Consider the following 19,472-nt stretch of genomic DNA (forward strand, 5'->3'; position numbering starts at 1 on the left):
TAATTTTAATTAAATAAATTCTTACAAATAAAGGAGAAAAATAATGTTAGAAGTACAAAATTTAAGCAAAATATTTACAGATAAAAAATTATTCGAAAATGTTAATTTAAAATTCACGGCAGGTAATACATACGGAATTATTGGTGCTAACGGTGCTGGTAAATCTACATTCTTAAAAATGCTTGCAGGTGATATCGAACCTACATCAGGTCAAATTATTAAAGAAAAAAATAAACGTATTTCTGTGCTTTCTCAAGATCACAACGCTTATGATGATTTTGAAGTGACTGAAGTTGTTATCATGGGTAATACCGATTTATACGCTATCAAAGAAGAAAAAGATAAAATTTACGCAAACCCAGAAGCTACGATGGAAGATTATGAAAGAGCCGCTGAACTTGAAGATCAATATGGTCAATTAGGCGGATGAACTGCAGAAAACGATGCACAAGAACTTCTTAGCAACTTACATATACCAAAAGAAAAATGAAATGAAAAAATGTCTGAATTAACAGCTAATCAAAAAATTAAAGTTTTATTAGCAAAAGCTTTATTTGGAAATCCAGATATTTTAATCATGGACGAACCAACTAACCACCTTGATTTAAGAAGTATTAAATGATTAGAAAACTTTTTAATTGATTATGAAAATGTTGTTATTGTAGTTAGCCACGACAGTGATTTCTTAGATGCAATCTGTACACATATTGTTGATATTGATTATAACGAAGCTAAAATTTATACAGGTAACTACAGCTTCTGAAAAGAATCATCAGAACTTGCTAGAGAAATGATGAAACAATCAAACCTTAAAAAAGAAGCTCAAATTGAAAAACTTAAAAGCTTCATCGCACGTTTTAGTGCTAATGCATCTAAATCTAGACAAGCTACATCAAGAAAAAAATCACTTGATAAAATTCAATTAGATGAAATTAAACCTTCTAACCGTAAGTATCCTTTTGTTCGTTGAGAAATGAACCGTGATCATGGAAAACAAATTTTAACTGTTGAAAACCTTTCTTATTTTAATGAAAATGGAGATACATTATTTGAAAATGTAAGTTTTACATTACGTCCAGGTGAAAAAATGGTTATCGTTGGAGATGACGATATTGCTAAAACAAGATTACTTGAATGTTTAGTAGGTCTTAGACAACCAAGCAATGGTACAGTTGAATGAGGACAAACAATTACATATAGTTATTTCCCTAACGATAACTCAAAATATTTCAATACTGATGAAACTATTCTTGAATGAATTTCAAAATGACCACTTGAAAACAAAGAAAAAGAAAATAGAGAAAATGATGACGCTAGAATGCGTGGTTTCTTAGGACGTATGTTATTTAGTAATGACTCAGTCTTTAAAAAAGTTTCAGTAACATCAGGGGGAGAAAAAGCACGTTTAATGTTCTCAAGAATGATGCTTCTTGAAAGTAATTTTATTATTCTTGATCAACCACTTGATCACCTTGATGCTGAAAGTATTGACTCAGTTATTGAAGGAGTTAAAAACTATAAAGGTGGAGCAATTTTTACCACATATAACCGTGCCTTTGTTAACCAATGTGCTGATGTGATCTTAGAATTAAAATCACCAACTAAGAGTTTCTTATTCCGTGGAACTCTTGAAGAATACGAAGAAATTATGGAAGAAGAGTAATGAATCGCTTTTTTGTAACTGAAAAAAATGGTGATTTCTTTGTACTTAATAAAGAAACACTCAAACATTTACAAGTTATTCGAATTGAACAAAAAGAGTTCATTTGCGTTTATCAAAAAGAGTTCTACCGTTGTGTTTTAGAAAATAATCAAGCTAAAATTATTGCTAAATTACCAGAAAATCACGAAATTGGTTTTGAGGTGGTGTTAGCAGCTTGCGTAATTAAATTTGAACGTTTTGAATGATTATTACAAAAAGCAACTGAATTAGGAGTAACAACAATCATTCCGTTAGTTAGTGAATGAACTAATCATGACTTAATCAAGTTTGATAAATTTGAACGTAAACGTGAACGTTTTGAAACGATCTTACAAAATGCAGCAGAGCAATCATTTAGAAATGAAGTACCTAAGTTACTTCCATTAACCAAATACAAAGATTTTATTACTGTAAATTATCCAAATAAAATCATTGCTCATGAAAAAACAAACTTAAGTGAAAGTTTAAATCAACCAATCAATGAAGCTGTAACATTTATAGTTGGTCCAGAAGGTGGTTTTAGTGATAATGAAATTGAATTAGCAGTTCAAAACAACACTAAAGTAGTTTCGTTAGGTTCACGTATTATGCGTGCTGAAACAGCTGGGATTTTTCTCTTAAGTCAAATCAAAATAAATTAAAGGGGTAGTTTATGTTAATTGGAATTTCAGGAATGATTGGAAGTGGTAAAAGTGTGCTTTCACAGAAATTAGCCAAGCATTATAAAAATAAAGCATTATTACTGCAGGAATTCGCAGAAGAAGATGATGTGTTTAATAAAATGCTGGAATGATTTTACGAAAGAAGAAAAAACTTTGATATTACATTCCAAGCTTACGCAATCGAACACCATTTAGGTGCTGTCTCAGATATTAAAGCAGAATTTCAAAAACGTAAGATGGATGAAAATGAAGATTTAATCCTAATTGATCGTTTTGTTGCGGAGCACTATGTGTTTGCTACAGTTAACTTAGAAAACTGTAAAGACAAATTTAAAAAAGCTTACGATGGTTTCTTTTATGAAATAGTTCAACCTGAAGATTTACCAGAGTTTGCAATCTTTTTAGATGTGTCAATGGAAAACTTTAAAAAACGTTTATTTAAACGTGGAAGACAAGTCGAAATTGACGCATGAGATGCAAATAAAGATTACTTTGAAAAACTACTCTCAATTTATAAAGAAACATTTACAACTGTTGCTAAAAAATACAATATTGAGTTTGTGGTAATTGATACTAATAATTTAACTGAAGCTCAAGTGTATAAAACAGCAGTTGAATTAATTGAAAACTATAAAGAAGGTAAAAAACATGACTAGTCACAAAAAGGTAAAGAAAATTTTATTCGATCAAGCGTTTCTTGAAGCAAGAATAAAAGAGTGTGCTAATTGAGTTAATGAAACATATAAAGATTCAGATAATCTTATTTTAGTTGGGTTACTAAAAGGATCTATTCCGTTTTTAGCTCAACTTATTAAAGATGTTGAAGTCGATCATGCGATTGACTTTATGACTGCTTCTAGTTATGCAGGAAGTCACTCAACTACTGGAAGTGTTAAAATCATTATGGACTTAGCTGAAGACATCGAAAATAAAGATGTTTTAATCGTTGAAGACATTATTGATAGTGGTATTACTTTAGAAAAAATTAAAGAAATCTTAATTAACCGTAAACCGCGTTCATTTAGAATTTTAACTTTAATGGATAAACCATATAATCGTAAAGCTAAACTTAATGCTGATTATTCTGGTTTTATCGTACCAGATGAATTTTTAGTTGGTTTTGGACTAGACTATAAAGAAGAACTTAGAAACCTTCCTTTTATAGGGGTATTTGATGAACAATACATTGAAAAATAACGAAGAATACGTTATTGAAATTGATAATTTAGTTAAAACCTTTAAAGAAACAAAAGCTTTAAATGGTCTTAGCTTTAAAGTTAAAAAAGGTGAATTATTTGGTTTTCTAGGTTTAAACGGAGCTGGAAAAAGTACAACTTTAAATATTATTTTAGGGTTACTTTCAAAAGATAGTGGTTCTATTTTAATTAATGGAATTGATGCAGAAAAAAATATCACTGCTATTCGAAGTCAAATTGGGATAGTGTTCCAAGATTCAATTATGGATCCAACTTTAAGCGTGTATGACAACTTATTAATCCGCGCTACAATGTATGATAATTACTTTAAACAACAAAATTTAAAGGTTAAAAAAGTTGTTGATGATATTATTGATGAATTCCAATTAAACGAAATTAAAAAACGTCCATATGGAAAATTAAGTGGTGGACAACGTCGGAGAGTTGATATTGCTCGTGCGTTAGTACATCGACCAAGTATTTTATTTTTAGATGAACCAACCACTGGACTTGATCCTTCATCACGTAAATTGGTTTGAGAAATTTTATTCAAAATTCAAAAAGAACGTAATTTAACTATTTTACTAACTACTCACTATATGGAAGAAGCAAATAACTGTCAATATGCAATTATTATTGAACACGGTCAAAAAATCACCGAAGGAACTCCGAGTGAATTAAAAAATGAATATTCAACTACAACTCTTAAAATTTATTCAAAGAGAAATGAAGAGTTGGAAAACTACTTCCAAGCAATTAACACAGACTTTGAATATCAAAGAAATTGTTATTTAATTCACTTTAAAAAATATAATGAAGCAAAAGAATTTGTCTTTAAACATCAAGAAATTTTACACGACTGAGAATTACTTAAAGGAACAATGGATGAAGTGTTTTTAACAGTTACTAAAAGAAAAGATTTTAGTGAAGGAGATTACTAATGTTTAACCAAGTAGGAATTTTAGTAAAACGTAACTTTTGAATCTTTTTTAAAGATCCAAAAAGAATTTTCTTTACCTTTATGTCTCCGATGTTCATTTTGATTATTTTTATTTTATTTAGTCGTTCATTATTTAAAGATGCATTACCAACTTCAGCTGTAATGACAGTAAACACATCATTAGATGAACTTTGAATTAAATTAAGTACAAATCAAGAATTTGTCTCACAAATTCAAATTGCAAACCAAAGTACTTTTAATCAGATTTTAACGTTATATTTAACTCAGTCTGCTGAGCAACTACAAAACAACAAAATGTTCCAAGGAATTTGAAGTAATGAAGTTCATCAAGCAATCAATCAAGTTTTTTGAACTCATTTTAGTAATTTTAATAACCAAGATATTAAGTCAGTTTTTGTTGGTGTCCAAAATGGTGCATTAGTCTTTCAAGGAAACATTACAGTTAGCTTAAATGAATTCTTTAATTGAAGCAAGCAAAATACAGTGTTATCACAAGAATTTACAGATTTTAACGCATTTAAAAGTATGTATTTAGCTTCACTTTTTGATCCAAAATTTGCTAACAGTACTTACTTTGAATCAATTTTTAATAAAGAAATCTCAAAACAAATTAATGATTTTACAAGCACATTAAAAGGTCAATATGCTGATGTTTCATTAATTTGTGGTTTACTATCAGTTACAACCTTAACTACTGCAATTTCACTTTGTTCAGTTATGGTTGAAGATAACCAAAAGAAAGTGTTAAACGACTTTTACATTACTCCAATTCGTACTTCATTAGTACGTATTAGTTATGTTGTGTTTAATATTGCTGTTAATATTTTAATTACAACCTTTATTTATTTAATCGGAATGCTTTACCTTATTGGAACAAAAAGCTTCTTATTTAGTGCAGCACAAGTATTTGAAATCTTTGGAGTAATTATTCTAGGTTCAATTATTAACTCTGCAATCTTTACCTTTATTTTATCTTACTTAAAATCTGTTGGAGCATTCTCAGCTCTTTCAGCCAGCTTATCAGCTGGAGCTGGTTTCTTAATCGGAGCATTTATTCCATTATCACAAATGCCAGCTGCTTTAAGAGAAATTTCAAGTGTATTACCTTCTACACAAATTAATAACTTATTCCAAGAAGTAATTTATGGTCAAATTGATATTTTTGCAAATGGATTAGCTGCAAACCACCCAGTAATTTTTGGTCAAAATATCAACGAATGACAAATTGTTTTATATTTATTAGGATGAATGGTGTTAGTCTTTGCAATGAACTTCTTTGCAAATATGAAATCAAAACGTAAATAGAAAGGAAAAATATGTCATTAAAAGCAGGTATTGTCGGATTACCTAACGTAGGTAAAAGTACACTTTTTAGTGCAATCACACGTAAACAAGTTGAAGCTTGTAACTACGCTTTCACAACAATTGAACCTAACATTTCTTCAGTTCCTTTAGTTGATAAACGTTTACAAAAAATTGCTGAATTAATTGAACCAGAAAAAATTATTTATGCAACTTTTGACTTTGTTGATATTGCTGGACTTGTCCAAGGAGCATCAAAAGGAGAAGGGCTTGGAAACAAGTTTCTTGCTAACATTCGTGAGGTTGATGCAATCATTCACGTAGTTCGTTGTTTTGAAAACAAAGACATTATGCACGTTGCAAATAGTGTTGATCCAGTGCGTGATAAAGAAATTATTAATTATGAATTATTACTTGCTGATTTAGAAACAATTAATAACGTTTTAAATCGTGTAGCTAAAAAAGCTAAAGCAGGTGATAAGGATGGAATTATTGAACAAAATGCAGCTTTAAAAATTAAGGAAGCACTTGAACAAAATATTCCAGCTCGTGAAGTGGAACTTGATGAAAATGAAGCAAAATTCATCAAAGGATACCACCTTCTTACTTTCAAACCAATTATTTATGTTGCTAACTTAAGCAACGATCAATTTGCTAACTATGAAACTGATCGTTTATTTAAACAACTTAAAGATTCGCTTAAACCGAACGAAAAATTACTTCCAATTTGTGTTCAACTTGAAAGTGAATTAATTGAAGTTGAAGATGAGAATGAAAAAATGGAACTTTTAGCAATGTATGGAATTGAAACTAGTGGACTTGATATTTTAACACGTGAAGCATTTGATTTACTTAACCTTGAAACATACTTTACAGCAGGTAAAATCGAAGCTCGTGCGTGAGTATATCACAAAGGTTGAGCAGCTCCACGTTGTGCTGGTGTAATCCATACAGACTTTGAAAAGAAATTCATTAAAGCAGACGTTATTGCATATGAAGATTTTATTGAATATGGAGGAGAAAATGGTGCTAAAGCCGCTGGTAAACTCCGTTCAGAAGGTAAAAACTATATTATGCAAGATGGTGATATTTGTCACTTTAAATTCGGTAAATAAAAAATATTCAATATAATATATTTAGCTTAAATATAGAGATAAAAGCTTACTGCCTAGCTTAGGTAATAAGCTTTTACATGGGAGTTTAGTATAACGGCATTATAACGGTCTCCAAAACCGATGATAAGGGTTCGACTCCTTTAACTCCCGCCAGTTTGACTCCACGTTTTGGAGTTTTTTTATGCTTAAAAATAGCATTATTGCTAAAAACTTTTTAAGGTATAATTTAAAGGTTATGAAAAAATTAGGTATTATTATCGACTCATTTTCTGGTTTAACAGAAGAACAAGCAACAAAATTAGGGTTTAAATTTTTACCACTCCAAGTTGAAATTGATGGAAAAGTTTACGAAGATGGTGTAGCTGATCATTTAGAAGTTTTACACAAATTAGCACAAGCTAAAACATTTTTAAGTTCATTACCAAAGATTGAAAGTATTGAACGTACAGTAAAAGAAGCTGCAAGTGAATTTGAAAATGTTTTAGTTATTACTTTAAATGATAGTTTAAGCTCAACTAGTCGTTTTATTCGTAATTTTGCTGAAAACTACTCAAACATTCATGTAATCAGTAACCACTTTTCAGGAATTCAAGTTTTAAATGTTGCTAAATATGCATTAAGATTAGCTGAATCAGGCGAAACAGTTCCAAACATCATTGCTCAAATTGAAAAAATTAACCAAGACTCATATACGCTACTTGTTCCAAAAAATATGGACTATATGATTAAAGGTGGAAGACTTACAGGGATTAAAAAATTCATTATGACTAAAATTACAATGGTTCCTGTTTTAGCTTATGATGTAAATGGTCAAGTTGCTCCAGTTGCTTTAAAAAGAACTTTAAAAGGAGCGATTAACAAGTGTGTAACTAAAGCTAAAGAATATGGTGAAACAATTAAAAATCCAGATTTTAACTGAATGCATGGAATTGATGCTGAAATTAATGAACTAGTGCTCCAAGATGCTGCTGCAAATGGAATTACACTTACTAACGAACAAAATACATCATCAGTAATTGCAATTCATACTGGACCAGAAGCTTTTAGTATTACAGTAATGCCTAAACTTGATTAATGAAACATAATAAACGTAATAACGTTGCTCATGATGACATTAACGAAAATGTATATCAATTTTTGGAATATGATGATATTACCAAACAACAGCAACAATTAATCCAAGAAATAATCAAAGAAGACCAAGAAGAAATTGATGAGCAAAAAATTAAAGAATTAAAAAAATACCGCAAAACTTACGTTGCGGCAATTACAATTATTGTTTTAATATTTGTCCTTTTTATTTCTTTAACTGTTTTTTACTTCTTGTCAACATTTCTTTTTAAATAAATGTTAATAAACTAACTAGAAATGCATTACCTGCAAAACTAACAATCGTATAATTGAAATAAGCAAAGTTGATTACAAACTTTGTTTTTTTATGCACCACACTCATAAAAAATGATGCAAGTGAGACATAAATGTTAGTTGGAAAGCTAAAGACTCTAAAGAAGGAAATAATAATAAGCAGTACCATTGCTCCAAGACCTGTAGCTGCTACATTGGTAAACGCATCTCAAAACGGATCTTTTAGAATAACTCTAAAACTAATAATATAAACGATTAGAACGAGTAAAAACATAAAGATGACTTCTAGTCCGATCTCACGTTTTTGAAGCACGTCAACGTGTTTAAAGTCGTTATTTAACTTAAATCTTTTACGGATGAAACTTCAAAAGGTGCACGCACAGACAATTGCAAGTAAATGGATTAAGATTAATCATAAAAGATTAATTCAGACAAACTGTGATAAATCTAAGTTTCCAAGATTACTAAAAATATAAACGAAAATAAATAAAAAAGTACCCATTGGATTATTAAACGATGCAGTATTTGTTTTTAAAAGAACTTCATTATGTTCTAAATAACTAATTCCACGAAGGATAAACATCGCTAGTAATCCAGCAAGAAAGACACTTAAACCATAAATTGTTCCATAAAGGTGATTATGATGTTTGTATTTCTTACCGAGATAGGTACTTAGAAATGACATGGTAATTAAGAAACTTAAACTAATAAATTCCGAAATTCCAATTTGTCATAAAAAAGTGTTTTTAAGTAAGTATTCCATTATTTAGTTAAAATGTATGATTTAACTTTTAAGAAATATTGGAAACCTGAAATATATGCAAGTACTAAAGCTGCGATAATTGGAAGTCCAAAGACATATTGAATTATATATGTCATGGCTTCTTGAATTTCTCATCCATGACCAGCTCCAAGTACGAAGTTTCAAATTGTAGCTACGAATAAAATGATTACAATTCCGACTGAAACAAGTAAGGTTTTTAATTTTCCTAATTTGTCAGCTTGCACGTCAATATTGTGCTTACTCATTAAATTTCTAAATCCAGCAACAGCTAAATCTCTAATGATAAATAAAGCTACAACTCAAAATGGTAAATAACCCATTACAGCAAGAAAAATTAAAGTTGTGCTAGTAATTGCTTTATCAGCAATTGGATCTCAAAGCTTACCAAAATCAGTGATTTGTTTGTATTTACGTGCAAAATATCCATCAAGAAAGTCAGTTACCATACTTAAAATAAAGATAATTAAAATGAATAATAATAGTACACCAGTACCAATATAACCAAAATGATATTGTGTTGCTACTGCTGCAGTCATTAAAATAATTAATGGTGCTGCAAGTGCTAAACGAATAATAGTTAAAATATTAGGTAAGTTAAATTTACTTTTGAAGTTCTTCATAATATACTCCTTTGATTTCGTTTGCTAAATCTTCAGTTGGTTTTAAATCAAAGTAGTCAGTTTTTTGAAATTCTTCAACTTCTTTTTTAGCATTTTCGATGCAAGATGCAAAGTATTCACGATCAAGAGGAAGTTTTTTATCTCATAAGTTACTGTTTGTATCTTTTAATTCAAAAACAGTTTTAACAAATGCGATGTGTTGTTCTGTGTCTCTAAAACATGATTGAAAGCGATCACTTTTAATTTCTTTTTCTAATGTTCTTTTAGCAGCTAAATTTAATTCAGACATTTTGTGTTCACCAATACTTGGTTTGAAGTTCTTTTGTTCTTCTGTGTTTAAGTCCATTAATGCTAAAAGTTTTGTGCTTAATTCATATCAGTAAATAGCGGTTTCTTTTTTAAGTTCTTGTGTAGCTTGAGCGATTTTTTTCTTGTCTACTTTTTCTTTGATTCATGAATAAACAAAGAAAACAACAATAATTAAAACTAAAACTCCAAGTACTATTCAAATAATAATTGAACCATTTGCACTAAAATCTGAACTTGAGCTTGTTTGTTCTTCAAGTAAGTTTGTTGTGTTTTCTAACATGATACTCCTATTTTTTAATTGTTAATTTCCATTTTGGATCTTTTTGAACAACAAATTGTTCAATTATCATTTCAGCTTCTTGTTGTGAAAGCTGTTCTCCACGGTTAAGTAAAGTAAATAAATATTGACTATAAGAAGGATAATCAATTTTTGGTTTTGGGGTAGTGATTTGATAAGTTACCCGACCACCATCACTAAGTGGTTCATCAAATGCAATTTCAGTGTCTTTGACGATATCTTTAATCATTTGATTGATTTCTTTAACTTTAGCTTTTAACACTAAAAGTTCTTCAGCTAATAGTTTAACTTTTTCAATATCAGCTGTGACAAATTGTTTCTCGTTCATTTTTCTCCTTCTTAATTAACAGTCGGTACTGCAGTAGTTCCTGTATCAGGTGTTAGTGTTGCTTGTCCAATTACACCAGCTTTATAAGCAATAAATAACACTAAAATATTTAATCCGAAAAAGATTAAAGTACTAAGTGCGTCACTTAAAGTAGCTAAAATTGGAGCAGACATAACCGCAGGGTCTTTTTTAAAGTGAATTGCAACTAATGGGATAATTGTTCCTAAGAATTTTGCAAAAATAACTACGATAAATAATGAGAGTGAAGAAGCAATAATAATAAAGCTTAATTCACCTCAGTTTCCACCTTCTCTAAAACTTGGGATTGCAAAGTAAATATATAACCGAGCAATATTTGCTACAAACATAATTGCACCAATGATTGCTCCAACTTGCAATTCTTTACCAATAACCTTTTTAATATCTTTGTTTTTAATTTCTCCAAGTGCAGCAGCCCGCGTAATCGTGGTTGATGACTGACTACCAGCATTACCAGCAGAACCGGAAATAATTGGAATTAATCCAACAATAATTGCGGTACTTACGGTAATTTGAATTGAATCGATAAAACGTTCAGAAATTTCAGTAAATTGTTGAATAATAAACTGACTTAAGGTTGATGAAATCATTAAAATCAGTAATCAAAAAACACGTGATTTAACGATTTGCATTACTTTGGTTTTTAAATATGATTCTTCAGCTGCTTCAGGGTTAATCCCGGCCATACGATACATATCTTCAGTAGCTTGTTCTTGAAGCACGTCGATAACATCATCGGCTGTAATCATACCAATAAGGTAATTGTCTTTTGATACAACTGGTAAAGTAGATTGGTCGTGTTCAGAGAAAACTAAGGCAGCATCTTCTTTTGAATCTTCTGGTAAAACACTTGCAGTAACATCATAAAGTTCTTCAATCTTATCTTCTTCATTAGCAAAGACGATTTCTTCAAGTGTAATATCACCAAGGAATTTATTTTGCTTATCAACTACATAAAAGTGGTGAGCAAGCTCTTTTTTATCGTTGTAGTCTTTACGAATCTTACGTAAAGCTTTTTTAGCAGTTCATTCAGCACGGATAACAGAAATATCCACACTCATAATGCTTCCAATTTGATCTTCATCATATTGGAAAATTTTGTTGATTTTATTACGTTTTTCTTCATCTGTAACAGATAAGATTTTACGCATTAAGTTAACAGGTAAATCTTCAAGAACGTCAGCAAGTTCGTCAGTTTGTAATTCTTGAAGAATGTTCATACCTCAGTCTTCGGTAAATGATAAAGCAAGCTTAGCTTTAACATCATCTTCTAAATAAGCAAAGACTTCAGCAGCCTCATCTTTTTTAAGTACTCTTAAAATGTAAAGTTGTTCTCCGGCATCAAGATTTTCTAATGCACCAGCAAAATCTGCAGGCGTATTATCTTCTTCGAGTTCACGAATTCTTTTAACTTGTTTCTTACCTGCTGATGCACGTAAGTCGTATTCAAGTTGTGAAGCTAATTCGTCAGTTAATTTCATTATTGTTCTTTAAGATACTTGATTAATTGTTCTTGGAACTCTTCGATCTTGATGTGGTGAATGTTTGAACCTTTAACGATTTTTACACTTCCATTTTCTTCGGAAACTACAATTGTAGTTGCATCACATTGTTCTGAGATACCTAAAGCAGCACGGTGACGTGAACCATAGTTGTTTTCAACACTTCTACGTGTAATTTTGTAAAAAGTAGCAGCGTAATAAATTTTATTGTCACGGATAACTACTGCTCCGTCATGAAGAGGAGAATTTTTATTAAATATAGCAATTAATAAAGCACTTGAAATATTTGCATTTAATACAACACCATCTGTACGAAGGTTATCAATGTTATCGGTGTTTTCAATTGTGATTAATGCTCCTATTTTATGCTTTGAGAAATATTCAACACTTTCTCTAAGTTGGTTGATTAAACGGATTTGTGAGCTTTTACCCAATTTATCATATTTAGTCTTTTTAAAACGTGATGTAATAAAAGTTGAAATATATGGTTTAGTAATTACCAGTAAAGTAATTAAACAAATTACTAAGCAGACAATTACTAAAGCTAAAATAACTGAGTTATTCATTATGCATAAAGTGAAACAAGTCACGCAATAAGCATTAATGCTATTATGACAATAACTGTAACACCAGCTCCTAATAGGTTAAAGAATAAATCGCGTTTGTATCAAGGTTTTTGCTTTTCTGATAATAAAAGTTCTTTATTTTCTTGTTCGTTTTTTGCAGCTAAAATTGCGTATTCAATTTCTTGCTTACGAAAAGCGATTAAGTCGATTAATTGTTCTTTCTTTTCTTTTTTGTTTTCTTGTTCTAATTCTTGCATTATTCCTCCTCATATCACAAATAAGATTTTTCATCTTACTTTTTAAATAATTTTATATTAATATTTTATATTAATATAATAAATAGGTTATTAAATCGCTATATATTAGTGATTTATTTTAATATTATTGCTTAGACTCTAGCATATCTGTATTATAATTACTCTGGACTAAACAATGATATGTAGTGAATTTTTAAAATTCCGCTTAATGGTGCCGTTTTAAGTACTGTGTATGGGGTTGCATATGGTTTAGTTCGTGTTGAGACTATGCCATACAAACAGAAGTGTTGAACGGACAGAAGTGTGCAGCAATGCACTTTTTCTTTTGCTTTTTTTAAAAAAGTGAGTACCGAAGCACTCACTAATTTACTATTTATTATTATTAAAATTGAAAATTCCAAAGAATTTATCAAAGAATTTTTTCAGTTTTTTCACAACACGTTTTTTCTTATCTTGACGTGATTGAGTGTTTTGACTAAAAATAGAAACAGGTGGAAGTAAATTATCTAAATCAGTTCCAAAGGTTTTAATTTCTCCGTATCTAAAGCAATCAGCAATAAAACGTTTGGTTTGCTCTGAATCAAGATTTTCATCTTCAATAATTTCTTTTAATTCTTTTGCTTGAGATGTATCAATGAATTCAGATCAAGAATTTAACACTTGTTCTTCGTTTTGATTTTCTTCTGGTTTAGTATTTACTTTTTCAATAAATTGATCAATTAAATCTTTTTTGTTTCTTAAGGTTGGAGAAGATTGCACACTAGCATCAATTTGAGTTTTAAGTTCTTTTTCTTCAGCTTCATCGTTATTAGTAATGTATTTAGCAATTAAGCTAAGAATGTAGTCGATATTAACTTCATCTTGTCTAACTAATTCCATTTCAAAGATAAGATCATCAGCAACATCTTCTTTTTCAGCTTCTCTTCTAGTACGATATTTTTCGCTTAAAGAAAGGTAAATTGATTTATAGTCCATTAAATCAATTGGTGCAATAATTTCTTCACGTTCTACTTTTTCAAAGTCATCAAAAGTTGTTAGAATGTTCCGTAAACGAATTATTTCGTTGAACTTTTTAACAAATTGTTTTTCTTTGTGTTCACCAACTATTTCAGCTTGCATCACTGTAATTGGAAATTCTTGATTCATTTCACTAATTAATTCACGATATCCAGGATGGTATTTTGTTTTTCCTTCTTCTTTAACTTTATATCCATCTAAATATTCTTTAAATTCACGTAGTACTACAATGTTTTTTGCATCTTTGTTTCCGAATAAAGCAATTGCTTGGTTAGTAGCTTCACGAATGTTTCTAAAGCAAACAATATTACCGAAAGTTTTAATTGAGTTTAAAATCCGGTTAGTACGTGAAAAGGCTTGAATTAATCCGTGCATTTGTAAACCTTTATCCACTCATAATGTATTTAATGTGGTTGAATCAAATCCAGTTAAGAACATATTAACCACAATTAAAATATCGATTTCACGGTTTTTCATTCTGAGCGAAACATCTTTATAGTAATTTTGGAATAACTTTTGTTCTGTAGAATACTTTGTTCCAAACATTTGGTTGTAATCGCTAATAGCACGTTCAAGAAATTCTCTTTCGCTTTCAACTAAAGAAGAAACTTTTAAGTTATCAATATCTTCGTCAGTAATTAATCCGTCTAAAGGTTCTTTATTTTGCACATAGCTAAAGATAGTCGCTACTTTTAAATGAGAGTTTTTTGAAGTAGGAAGTTGTCTTTTAAATTCTTCATAATAAAGTCGAGCTTGTTCGATATTTTCAACTGCGAATATTGAGTTAAATCCGTTAAATTGTGAGACAGTTTTAATTTGTGTAGCTAAATGACTTTCTGCTACTTCTGCAATGTTTTCTAAACGTTTAAATTGATATTTTTCATTAGCTTTAGTTTTTTGGTTGTAGTGTTCTAAAATATAACTTACTACATTTGAAATTCTTAAACTATTAAATAACACTGAACGTTCATCGATTTTAGGAACTTTTTTGTTTTCAATATTACTTTTTGCGTGGAATGTATTAACATAATCAATTTTAAATGGTAAAACATTACCATCGTGAATTGCATCAACAATGGTGTAAGTATGTAATTTATCACCAAAAACTTCTTCAGTGGTTAAGTAATTACTTTGGAATAAGCTTTTACTTAATTGTGTTCGAAAAATTGGAGTCCCAGTAAACCCGAAAAAGAAATAGTTTTTAAATTTCTTTGAAATTCTTTTATGCATATCACCAGCATGTGAACGGTGACATTCATCATAAATAAAGACAATATTTTCGTTATAAATTGGATGTTTTTCGTTATTTTTAACGAAACTATCTAATTTTTGAATTGTCATGACATAAATTTTGTCAATGTGAAATTCAGAAATATCATTTAATTTACCGATTTCATCGGTTTTTTTAATTGCTTTAGTTGAATTTTCTTTAAAACGGTTGTATTCTTGGATAGTTTGGTAGTCTAAATCCTTACGGTCAACTACAAAGAAAACTTTGTCAATTTCGTCTATTCTAGTAGCTAGTTCAGCTGTTTTAAAAGATGTTAAAGTTTTACCACTTCCTGTTGTATGTCATATGTATCCACATGCTTGTTTAGTTCCTTGAGCATTATTAAAAATTGCCATTTTAATACGGTTAATAATTCTCTCGGTTGCAATGATTTGATATGGACGCATAACAAGCAACATTTGGTTAGCATCAAATACACAGTACTTAGTTAAAATATTTAATAATGTGTGTCGTGAAAAGAAAGTTTTAGCAAAATCGACTAAATCAGCAATTTTTGAGTTATTTGCATCAGTTCAATATGATGTAAATTCAAATGAGTTGCTGGTTTGTTTCTTAGTTGCATCAAACTTACTTTTAGCGTTTTTATGAATTGAGTTTCAACGAGTTGTATTTGAGTAATACTTTGTTTCTGTTCCGTTTGAAATTACGAAAATTTGAACATATTCAAAAAGTCCTTGATCGCTTCAAAAACTTTCTCTTTGGTAACGATTAATTTGATTAAAAGCTTCTTTGATGTTAACACCACGACGTTTTAATTCGATGTGTACAAGAGGAAATCCGTTAACTAAAATAGTAACATCATATCTATTTTTGTATGTCCCATTATTAGCTTCGTATTGGTTAATTACTTGTAAAGTATTTTTTTGAGGGTTTTTCTTATTGATAAAAGCAATGTTTTTGCAGCTACCATCATCTAGTTCAAAACTTACAATATAGTCAATTTGAATTCTTCTAGTTTTTTCTTGAATTGAATCATAATTTTTAGCAATATGATTCTTAAATAATCTATCTCATTCATTATCACTAAATTTGATATTGTTTAACTTTTCAAGTTGAATTCGTAAGTTTGAAACTAAATCTTTAGCAGTATGAATATCTAAATATTCATATCCTTGCTTGGTTAATTGTTTAATAAAAGAATTTTCAAGTGCTGCTTCATTTTGATATGCATCACTTCGCAATCCTTTTGGATGATATTCTGCTACAACAGTACTATCTTCAAATTGATAGAGAACATCATATTTAGACATTATTTATTTGTACCTTCTATTTTTTTAATAATTTCATTAATTTTTGCTCTAAGTTCTTCTTGACGTTTAACTACAGCATCAATTTCTTTATTTAATTCATTAATGTCAATTTGAGCTTCTGCATCAACTTCACCAGCAATATAGTTATTTACAGCAAGTGAGTAGTTGTTGTCAACAATTTCATCGTAAGAAATAACTCTTGAGAAGTTTTCAATTTCTTCGCGTTTTGTGTATGCATTCATAATTGCATTAATATTATCTTCTGTAAGTTTGTTGTTCTTTGTGATTTTAACGAATTCTTTTTCGGCGTTAATGAAGACAATATCAGTATTTGTTCTGTTTTTCTTCATTACGATGATTGTGGTTGAAATTCCTGTTCCGTAGAATAAATCATTTGGTAATTGAATTAAAGCATCAACGTAGTTGTTGTCAACAAGGTATTTTCTAATTTCGAGTTCAGCACCAGCACGGTAGAAAATACCAGGGAAACAAACAATCGCAGCAGCACCATCGTTTGAAAGATATGATAAAGCATGCATAACAAATGCTAAGTCAGCTTTTTGATTAGGTGCAAGGACCCCAGCAGGTGTGAAACGAGGATCGTCAATTAACATTGGGTTTTTATCACCTTCTCATTTAATTGAGTATGGCGGATTAGATACAATAACATCAAACGGAGCTTCTTCTTGAAGTTGTGGATGAATTAGAGTATCATCACAAGCAATTTTGAATTTGTCGTAGTTAATGTCGTGTAAGAACATGTTCATTCTACATAAGTTAAATGTAGTAGGGTTAACTTCTTGACCAAAGAATCCTTTACGAACATTTTCTTTTCCTAAAACTTTAATTGCTTTAAGAATTAATGACCCTGATCCGGCACACATATCATAAACTTTATCTACTTCGGTTTTACCATATGTTGTAAGTTTAATTAAAAGTTCAGAAACTTCTTGAGGAGTAAAGAATTCTCCGCCTGATTTACCAGCGTTTGAAGCATACATACCCATTAAGTATTCATACGCATCACCAAAGACATCAATGGTATTATGTTTGTAATCTCCAAGTTCCATTTCTGCAACTTTTTCTAATAAGTTAGTAAAGATTTTATTTCTTTTTAAAACTGTATCACCAATTTTAAGGTTGTTAACTTGGAAGTCACTAAAAAGACCTTTGAAGTCTCCTTCAGATAAATATCCACGTGTTGAATCTTCGATACTTCTAAATACTTCTTCAAGTGTTTCGTTTAAGTTTTCATCGTGTCTTGCTCTTTTAACAACATTTTCAAATAAAAATGATGGTTTAATAAAGAAACCTTTTGTTTCAATTAAGTAATCTTTTACTTTTTCAGCTTCTTCATCAGGCATTTTAGCATAGTCAAAACCTTTATTACCTGATTTTTCTTCATTTTGGTTAACAAAGTTTGTGATGTTTTCAGAAATGTATCTGTAGAACATTGTACTAAGTACGTAGCTCATGAATTCAGAAGCATTAATTTTTCCACGAACTGAATCAGCTATTGCTCAGATTGTTTTGTGTAATTCTTCTCTTTCGTTTTCTTTTTTATTATTCATAATTCCTCTTTTCTTCTGCTGTTTGTTAAAGTATATTAATTATAAAATAATTAATATATAAGCATATTCTTTTCAGTATTATTTGTGTTTTGTATATATTGTGTTCGCATTGTTTCCGATGTTGTACAACTTAACATTTATCGAATGCAAATAACTCTTTTAGATAGTATTCGTAACGTTGGTTTTCGAGTTCGATTAGCTTTGGTAAACCTATGTTTATATCTGTTAAATATTGACGTATTAAATCTAAATTATCAGTAATTTTTGTTTGTTTTTCAATTGTAGGAACAGCAATATTCATATTTAAAAACTTTTCTTTTTTCAAAGCTTTAGGAATTGCTGTCGGAATTACTAAATAGTTATAAATATAATTTTGTTTTTGTTTTAATGCATAATATAAATATTTTTTAGTTACCTTATTATCGATTATTGAAAAAGTGCAGCACACATCATTAGCTCAAAATTTTTCATCAATTCACCTAACGTATCCAGCAGTTCCATACCTAGCAATGGTAACTTCATCCTTATTTCTGTTAAATTTATCAAACATACCCAAATGACCTATTCCGCCACTAATAACCTTGTATTCTCCGCTTGATATACCTTTTTCGTTATAAATATCTTTTTTTCTAATTCTTTCACCTGGTACTAGTTTCGCTATAGAGCTTAACGGAAATAATTGATTTAATTTCTTTTCTTCATTTGAAAAGACTATTTTTAAGTAAGTATTATATTGTTTCTCTATTAAAACAAGCTCTTCGGTAAGCTCTTCGGTAAGCTCTTCGGTAAGCTTAGTAAATTGATCTAATATATCAACAATAAAATCCCTAATAACCTTATTTGGTCATGGTATTTCAAACTGACTTAGTTCTCTAATTCATAAACGTCTTAATTGATGTCTTAATGGTTTGTAATGTAAAGATGAATATCAATAATAAAAGTATCTTAAGTCTTTATTATCATTATCTCTTGCTTTTAGCAATTTTGTTGCACTTGACCGAATTTTAAAATCAAAATCGATTAATTTACAATCACCAGTAAAATCATCAATTAAAATAACTAAATTATCTTTCGATGCTTGATAAATACCTTCGGTTTCATCTGTATAACCAAGTAAAAAGGTCTTACCAGGTGTTAAAATTGGTGTTCCAGATTTTTCAACAAACCTTAAATATTCGGTTATATATTTATCTGGTCTTTCGTGCTTGATTACATCATCAACTTTGACGTATTCCACCCCTTCAGGACAATATTTATCAACTAAATCTTGAAGTATATATTTTCTCATTCTACCACCTACTTTTTAATATTAAAATTTTACTTGTTTAAGGTGCAAA

The 19,472-nt window shown here is 29.7% G+C and carries 19 protein-coding genes and 1 tRNA gene; 10 read left to right on the forward strand and 10 right to left on the reverse strand.

Features of this window, described 5'->3' with window-relative positions:
• Window positions 1-43: 43 nt before the first annotated feature.
• The 10 genes from ACPYPZ_RS01730 to ACPYPZ_RS01775 all read left to right on the forward strand — a co-directional run bounded on the left by ACPYPZ_RS01730 (window position 44) and on the right by ACPYPZ_RS01775 (window position 8,285).
• A complete protein-coding gene (locus ACPYPZ_RS01730) occupies window positions 44-1,663 on the forward strand; it encodes an ABC-F family ATP-binding cassette domain-containing protein (protein WP_426461610.1) in 1,620 nt (539 codons plus the stop codon).
• Window positions 1,663-2,343, forward strand: a complete 681-nt coding sequence (locus tag ACPYPZ_RS01735; RefSeq protein WP_426461611.1) for a 16S rRNA (uracil(1498)-N(3))-methyltransferase — start codon at window positions 1,663-1,665, stop codon at window positions 2,341-2,343. Before ACPYPZ_RS01730 ends, ACPYPZ_RS01735 begins: the two co-directional genes overlap by 1 nt.
• 11 nt (window positions 2,344-2,354) lie before the next feature.
• The gene (locus ACPYPZ_RS01740) at window positions 2,355-3,020 is read left to right on the forward strand and encodes a deoxynucleoside kinase (RefSeq protein WP_426461612.1); all 666 of its coding nucleotides are present in this window, start codon (window positions 2,355-2,357) and stop codon (window positions 3,018-3,020) included.
• The gene (hpt, locus tag ACPYPZ_RS01745; RefSeq protein WP_426461613.1) at window positions 3,013-3,561 is read left to right on the forward strand and encodes a hypoxanthine phosphoribosyltransferase; all 549 of its coding nucleotides are present in this window, start codon (window positions 3,013-3,015) and stop codon (window positions 3,559-3,561) included. The genes ACPYPZ_RS01740 and hpt overlap by 8 nt, the downstream gene beginning before the upstream one ends.
• Window positions 3,539-4,501 (forward strand): ABC transporter ATP-binding protein, encoded by a 963-nt coding sequence (locus ACPYPZ_RS01750; protein WP_426461614.1) that lies wholly within the window; start codon window positions 3,539-3,541, stop codon window positions 4,499-4,501. The genes hpt and ACPYPZ_RS01750 overlap by 23 nt, the downstream gene beginning before the upstream one ends.
• A complete protein-coding gene (locus ACPYPZ_RS01755; protein WP_426461615.1) occupies window positions 4,501-5,826 on the forward strand; it encodes an ABC transporter permease in 1,326 nt (441 codons plus the stop codon). The genes ACPYPZ_RS01750 and ACPYPZ_RS01755 overlap by 1 nt, the downstream gene beginning before the upstream one ends.
• A gap of 11 nt (window positions 5,827-5,837) precedes the next feature.
• Window positions 5,838-6,938 carry a redox-regulated ATPase YchF gene (gene ychF / locus ACPYPZ_RS01760; protein ID WP_426461616.1) on the forward strand — a complete coding sequence of 367 codons (1,101 nt, stop codon included), beginning with the start codon at window positions 5,838-5,840 and terminating at the stop codon, window positions 6,936-6,938.
• 79 nt (window positions 6,939-7,017) lie between these two features.
• Window positions 7,018-7,091 (forward strand) — tRNA-Trp (locus ACPYPZ_RS01765).
• An 82-nt stretch (window positions 7,092-7,173) separates the two neighbouring features.
• Window positions 7,174-8,013 (forward strand): DegV family protein, encoded by an 840-nt coding sequence (locus tag ACPYPZ_RS01770; RefSeq protein ID WP_426461617.1) that lies wholly within the window; start codon window positions 7,174-7,176, stop codon window positions 8,011-8,013.
• Complete coding sequence (locus tag ACPYPZ_RS01775; protein WP_426461618.1) at window positions 8,013-8,285, forward strand: hypothetical protein; 273 nt, start codon at window positions 8,013-8,015, stop codon at window positions 8,283-8,285. The genes ACPYPZ_RS01770 and ACPYPZ_RS01775 overlap by 1 nt, the downstream gene beginning before the upstream one ends.
• On the opposite strand, the gene ACPYPZ_RS01780 is transcribed toward ACPYPZ_RS01775, so the two are convergent.
• From ACPYPZ_RS01780 to ACPYPZ_RS01825, 10 genes are all read right to left on the reverse strand, one after another.
• Window positions 8,278-9,066 (reverse strand): hypothetical protein, encoded by a 789-nt coding sequence (locus ACPYPZ_RS01780; protein WP_426461619.1) that lies wholly within the window; start codon window positions 9,064-9,066, stop codon window positions 8,278-8,280. The genes ACPYPZ_RS01775 and ACPYPZ_RS01780 overlap by 8 nt on opposite strands.
• Window positions 9,066-9,707 (reverse strand): CDP-diacylglycerol--glycerol-3-phosphate 3-phosphatidyltransferase, encoded by a 642-nt coding sequence (gene pgsA, locus ACPYPZ_RS01785; RefSeq protein ID WP_426461620.1) that lies wholly within the window; start codon window positions 9,705-9,707, stop codon window positions 9,066-9,068. The genes ACPYPZ_RS01780 and pgsA overlap by 1 nt, the downstream gene beginning before the upstream one ends.
• Window positions 9,688-10,296: an MHJ_0274 family protein gene (locus ACPYPZ_RS01790; RefSeq protein WP_426461621.1), complete on the reverse strand. Its 609-nt coding sequence runs from the start codon at window positions 10,294-10,296 to the stop codon at window positions 9,688-9,690. Before ACPYPZ_RS01790 ends, pgsA begins: the two co-directional genes overlap by 20 nt.
• A 7-nt stretch (window positions 10,297-10,303) precedes the next feature.
• Window positions 10,304-10,642: a hypothetical protein gene (locus ACPYPZ_RS01795; RefSeq protein WP_426461622.1), complete on the reverse strand. Its 339-nt coding sequence runs from the start codon at window positions 10,640-10,642 to the stop codon at window positions 10,304-10,306.
• Between the two features lie 11 nt (window positions 10,643-10,653).
• Window positions 10,654-12,162: a magnesium transporter gene (mgtE, locus tag ACPYPZ_RS01800; RefSeq protein WP_426461623.1), complete on the reverse strand. Its 1,509-nt coding sequence runs from the start codon at window positions 12,160-12,162 to the stop codon at window positions 10,654-10,656.
• Window positions 12,162-12,749 (reverse strand): diadenylate cyclase, encoded by a 588-nt coding sequence (locus ACPYPZ_RS01805; protein WP_426461624.1) that lies wholly within the window; start codon window positions 12,747-12,749, stop codon window positions 12,162-12,164. The genes mgtE and ACPYPZ_RS01805 overlap by 1 nt, the downstream gene beginning before the upstream one ends.
• Window positions 12,749-13,006, reverse strand: a complete 258-nt coding sequence (locus tag ACPYPZ_RS01810; protein ID WP_426461625.1) for a hypothetical protein — start codon at window positions 13,004-13,006, stop codon at window positions 12,749-12,751. Before ACPYPZ_RS01810 ends, ACPYPZ_RS01805 begins: the two co-directional genes overlap by 1 nt.
• A 369-nt stretch (window positions 13,007-13,375) precedes the next feature.
• Window positions 13,376-16,564 carry a type I restriction endonuclease subunit R gene (locus ACPYPZ_RS01815; RefSeq protein WP_426461626.1) on the reverse strand — a complete coding sequence of 1,063 codons (3,189 nt, stop codon included), beginning with the start codon at window positions 16,562-16,564 and terminating at the stop codon, window positions 13,376-13,378.
• The gene (locus ACPYPZ_RS01820; RefSeq protein ID WP_426460872.1) at window positions 16,564-18,135 is read right to left on the reverse strand and encodes a type I restriction-modification system subunit M; all 1,572 of its coding nucleotides are present in this window, start codon (window positions 18,133-18,135) and stop codon (window positions 16,564-16,566) included. Before ACPYPZ_RS01820 ends, ACPYPZ_RS01815 begins: the two co-directional genes overlap by 1 nt.
• A gap of 130 nt (window positions 18,136-18,265) precedes the next feature.
• Window positions 18,266-19,423: a restriction endonuclease subunit S gene (locus ACPYPZ_RS01825; RefSeq protein WP_426460873.1), complete on the reverse strand. Its 1,158-nt coding sequence runs from the start codon at window positions 19,421-19,423 to the stop codon at window positions 18,266-18,268.
• Between the last annotated feature and the right edge of the window lie 49 nt (window positions 19,424-19,472).

Origin of the sequence: Mycoplasma hafezii (genome assembly GCF_049942695.1) — a bacterium.
In the GTDB taxonomy this organism is placed as follows: Bacteria; Bacillota_I; Bacilli_A; order Mycoplasmatales; family Metamycoplasmataceae; genus Mycoplasmopsis; species Mycoplasmopsis hafezii.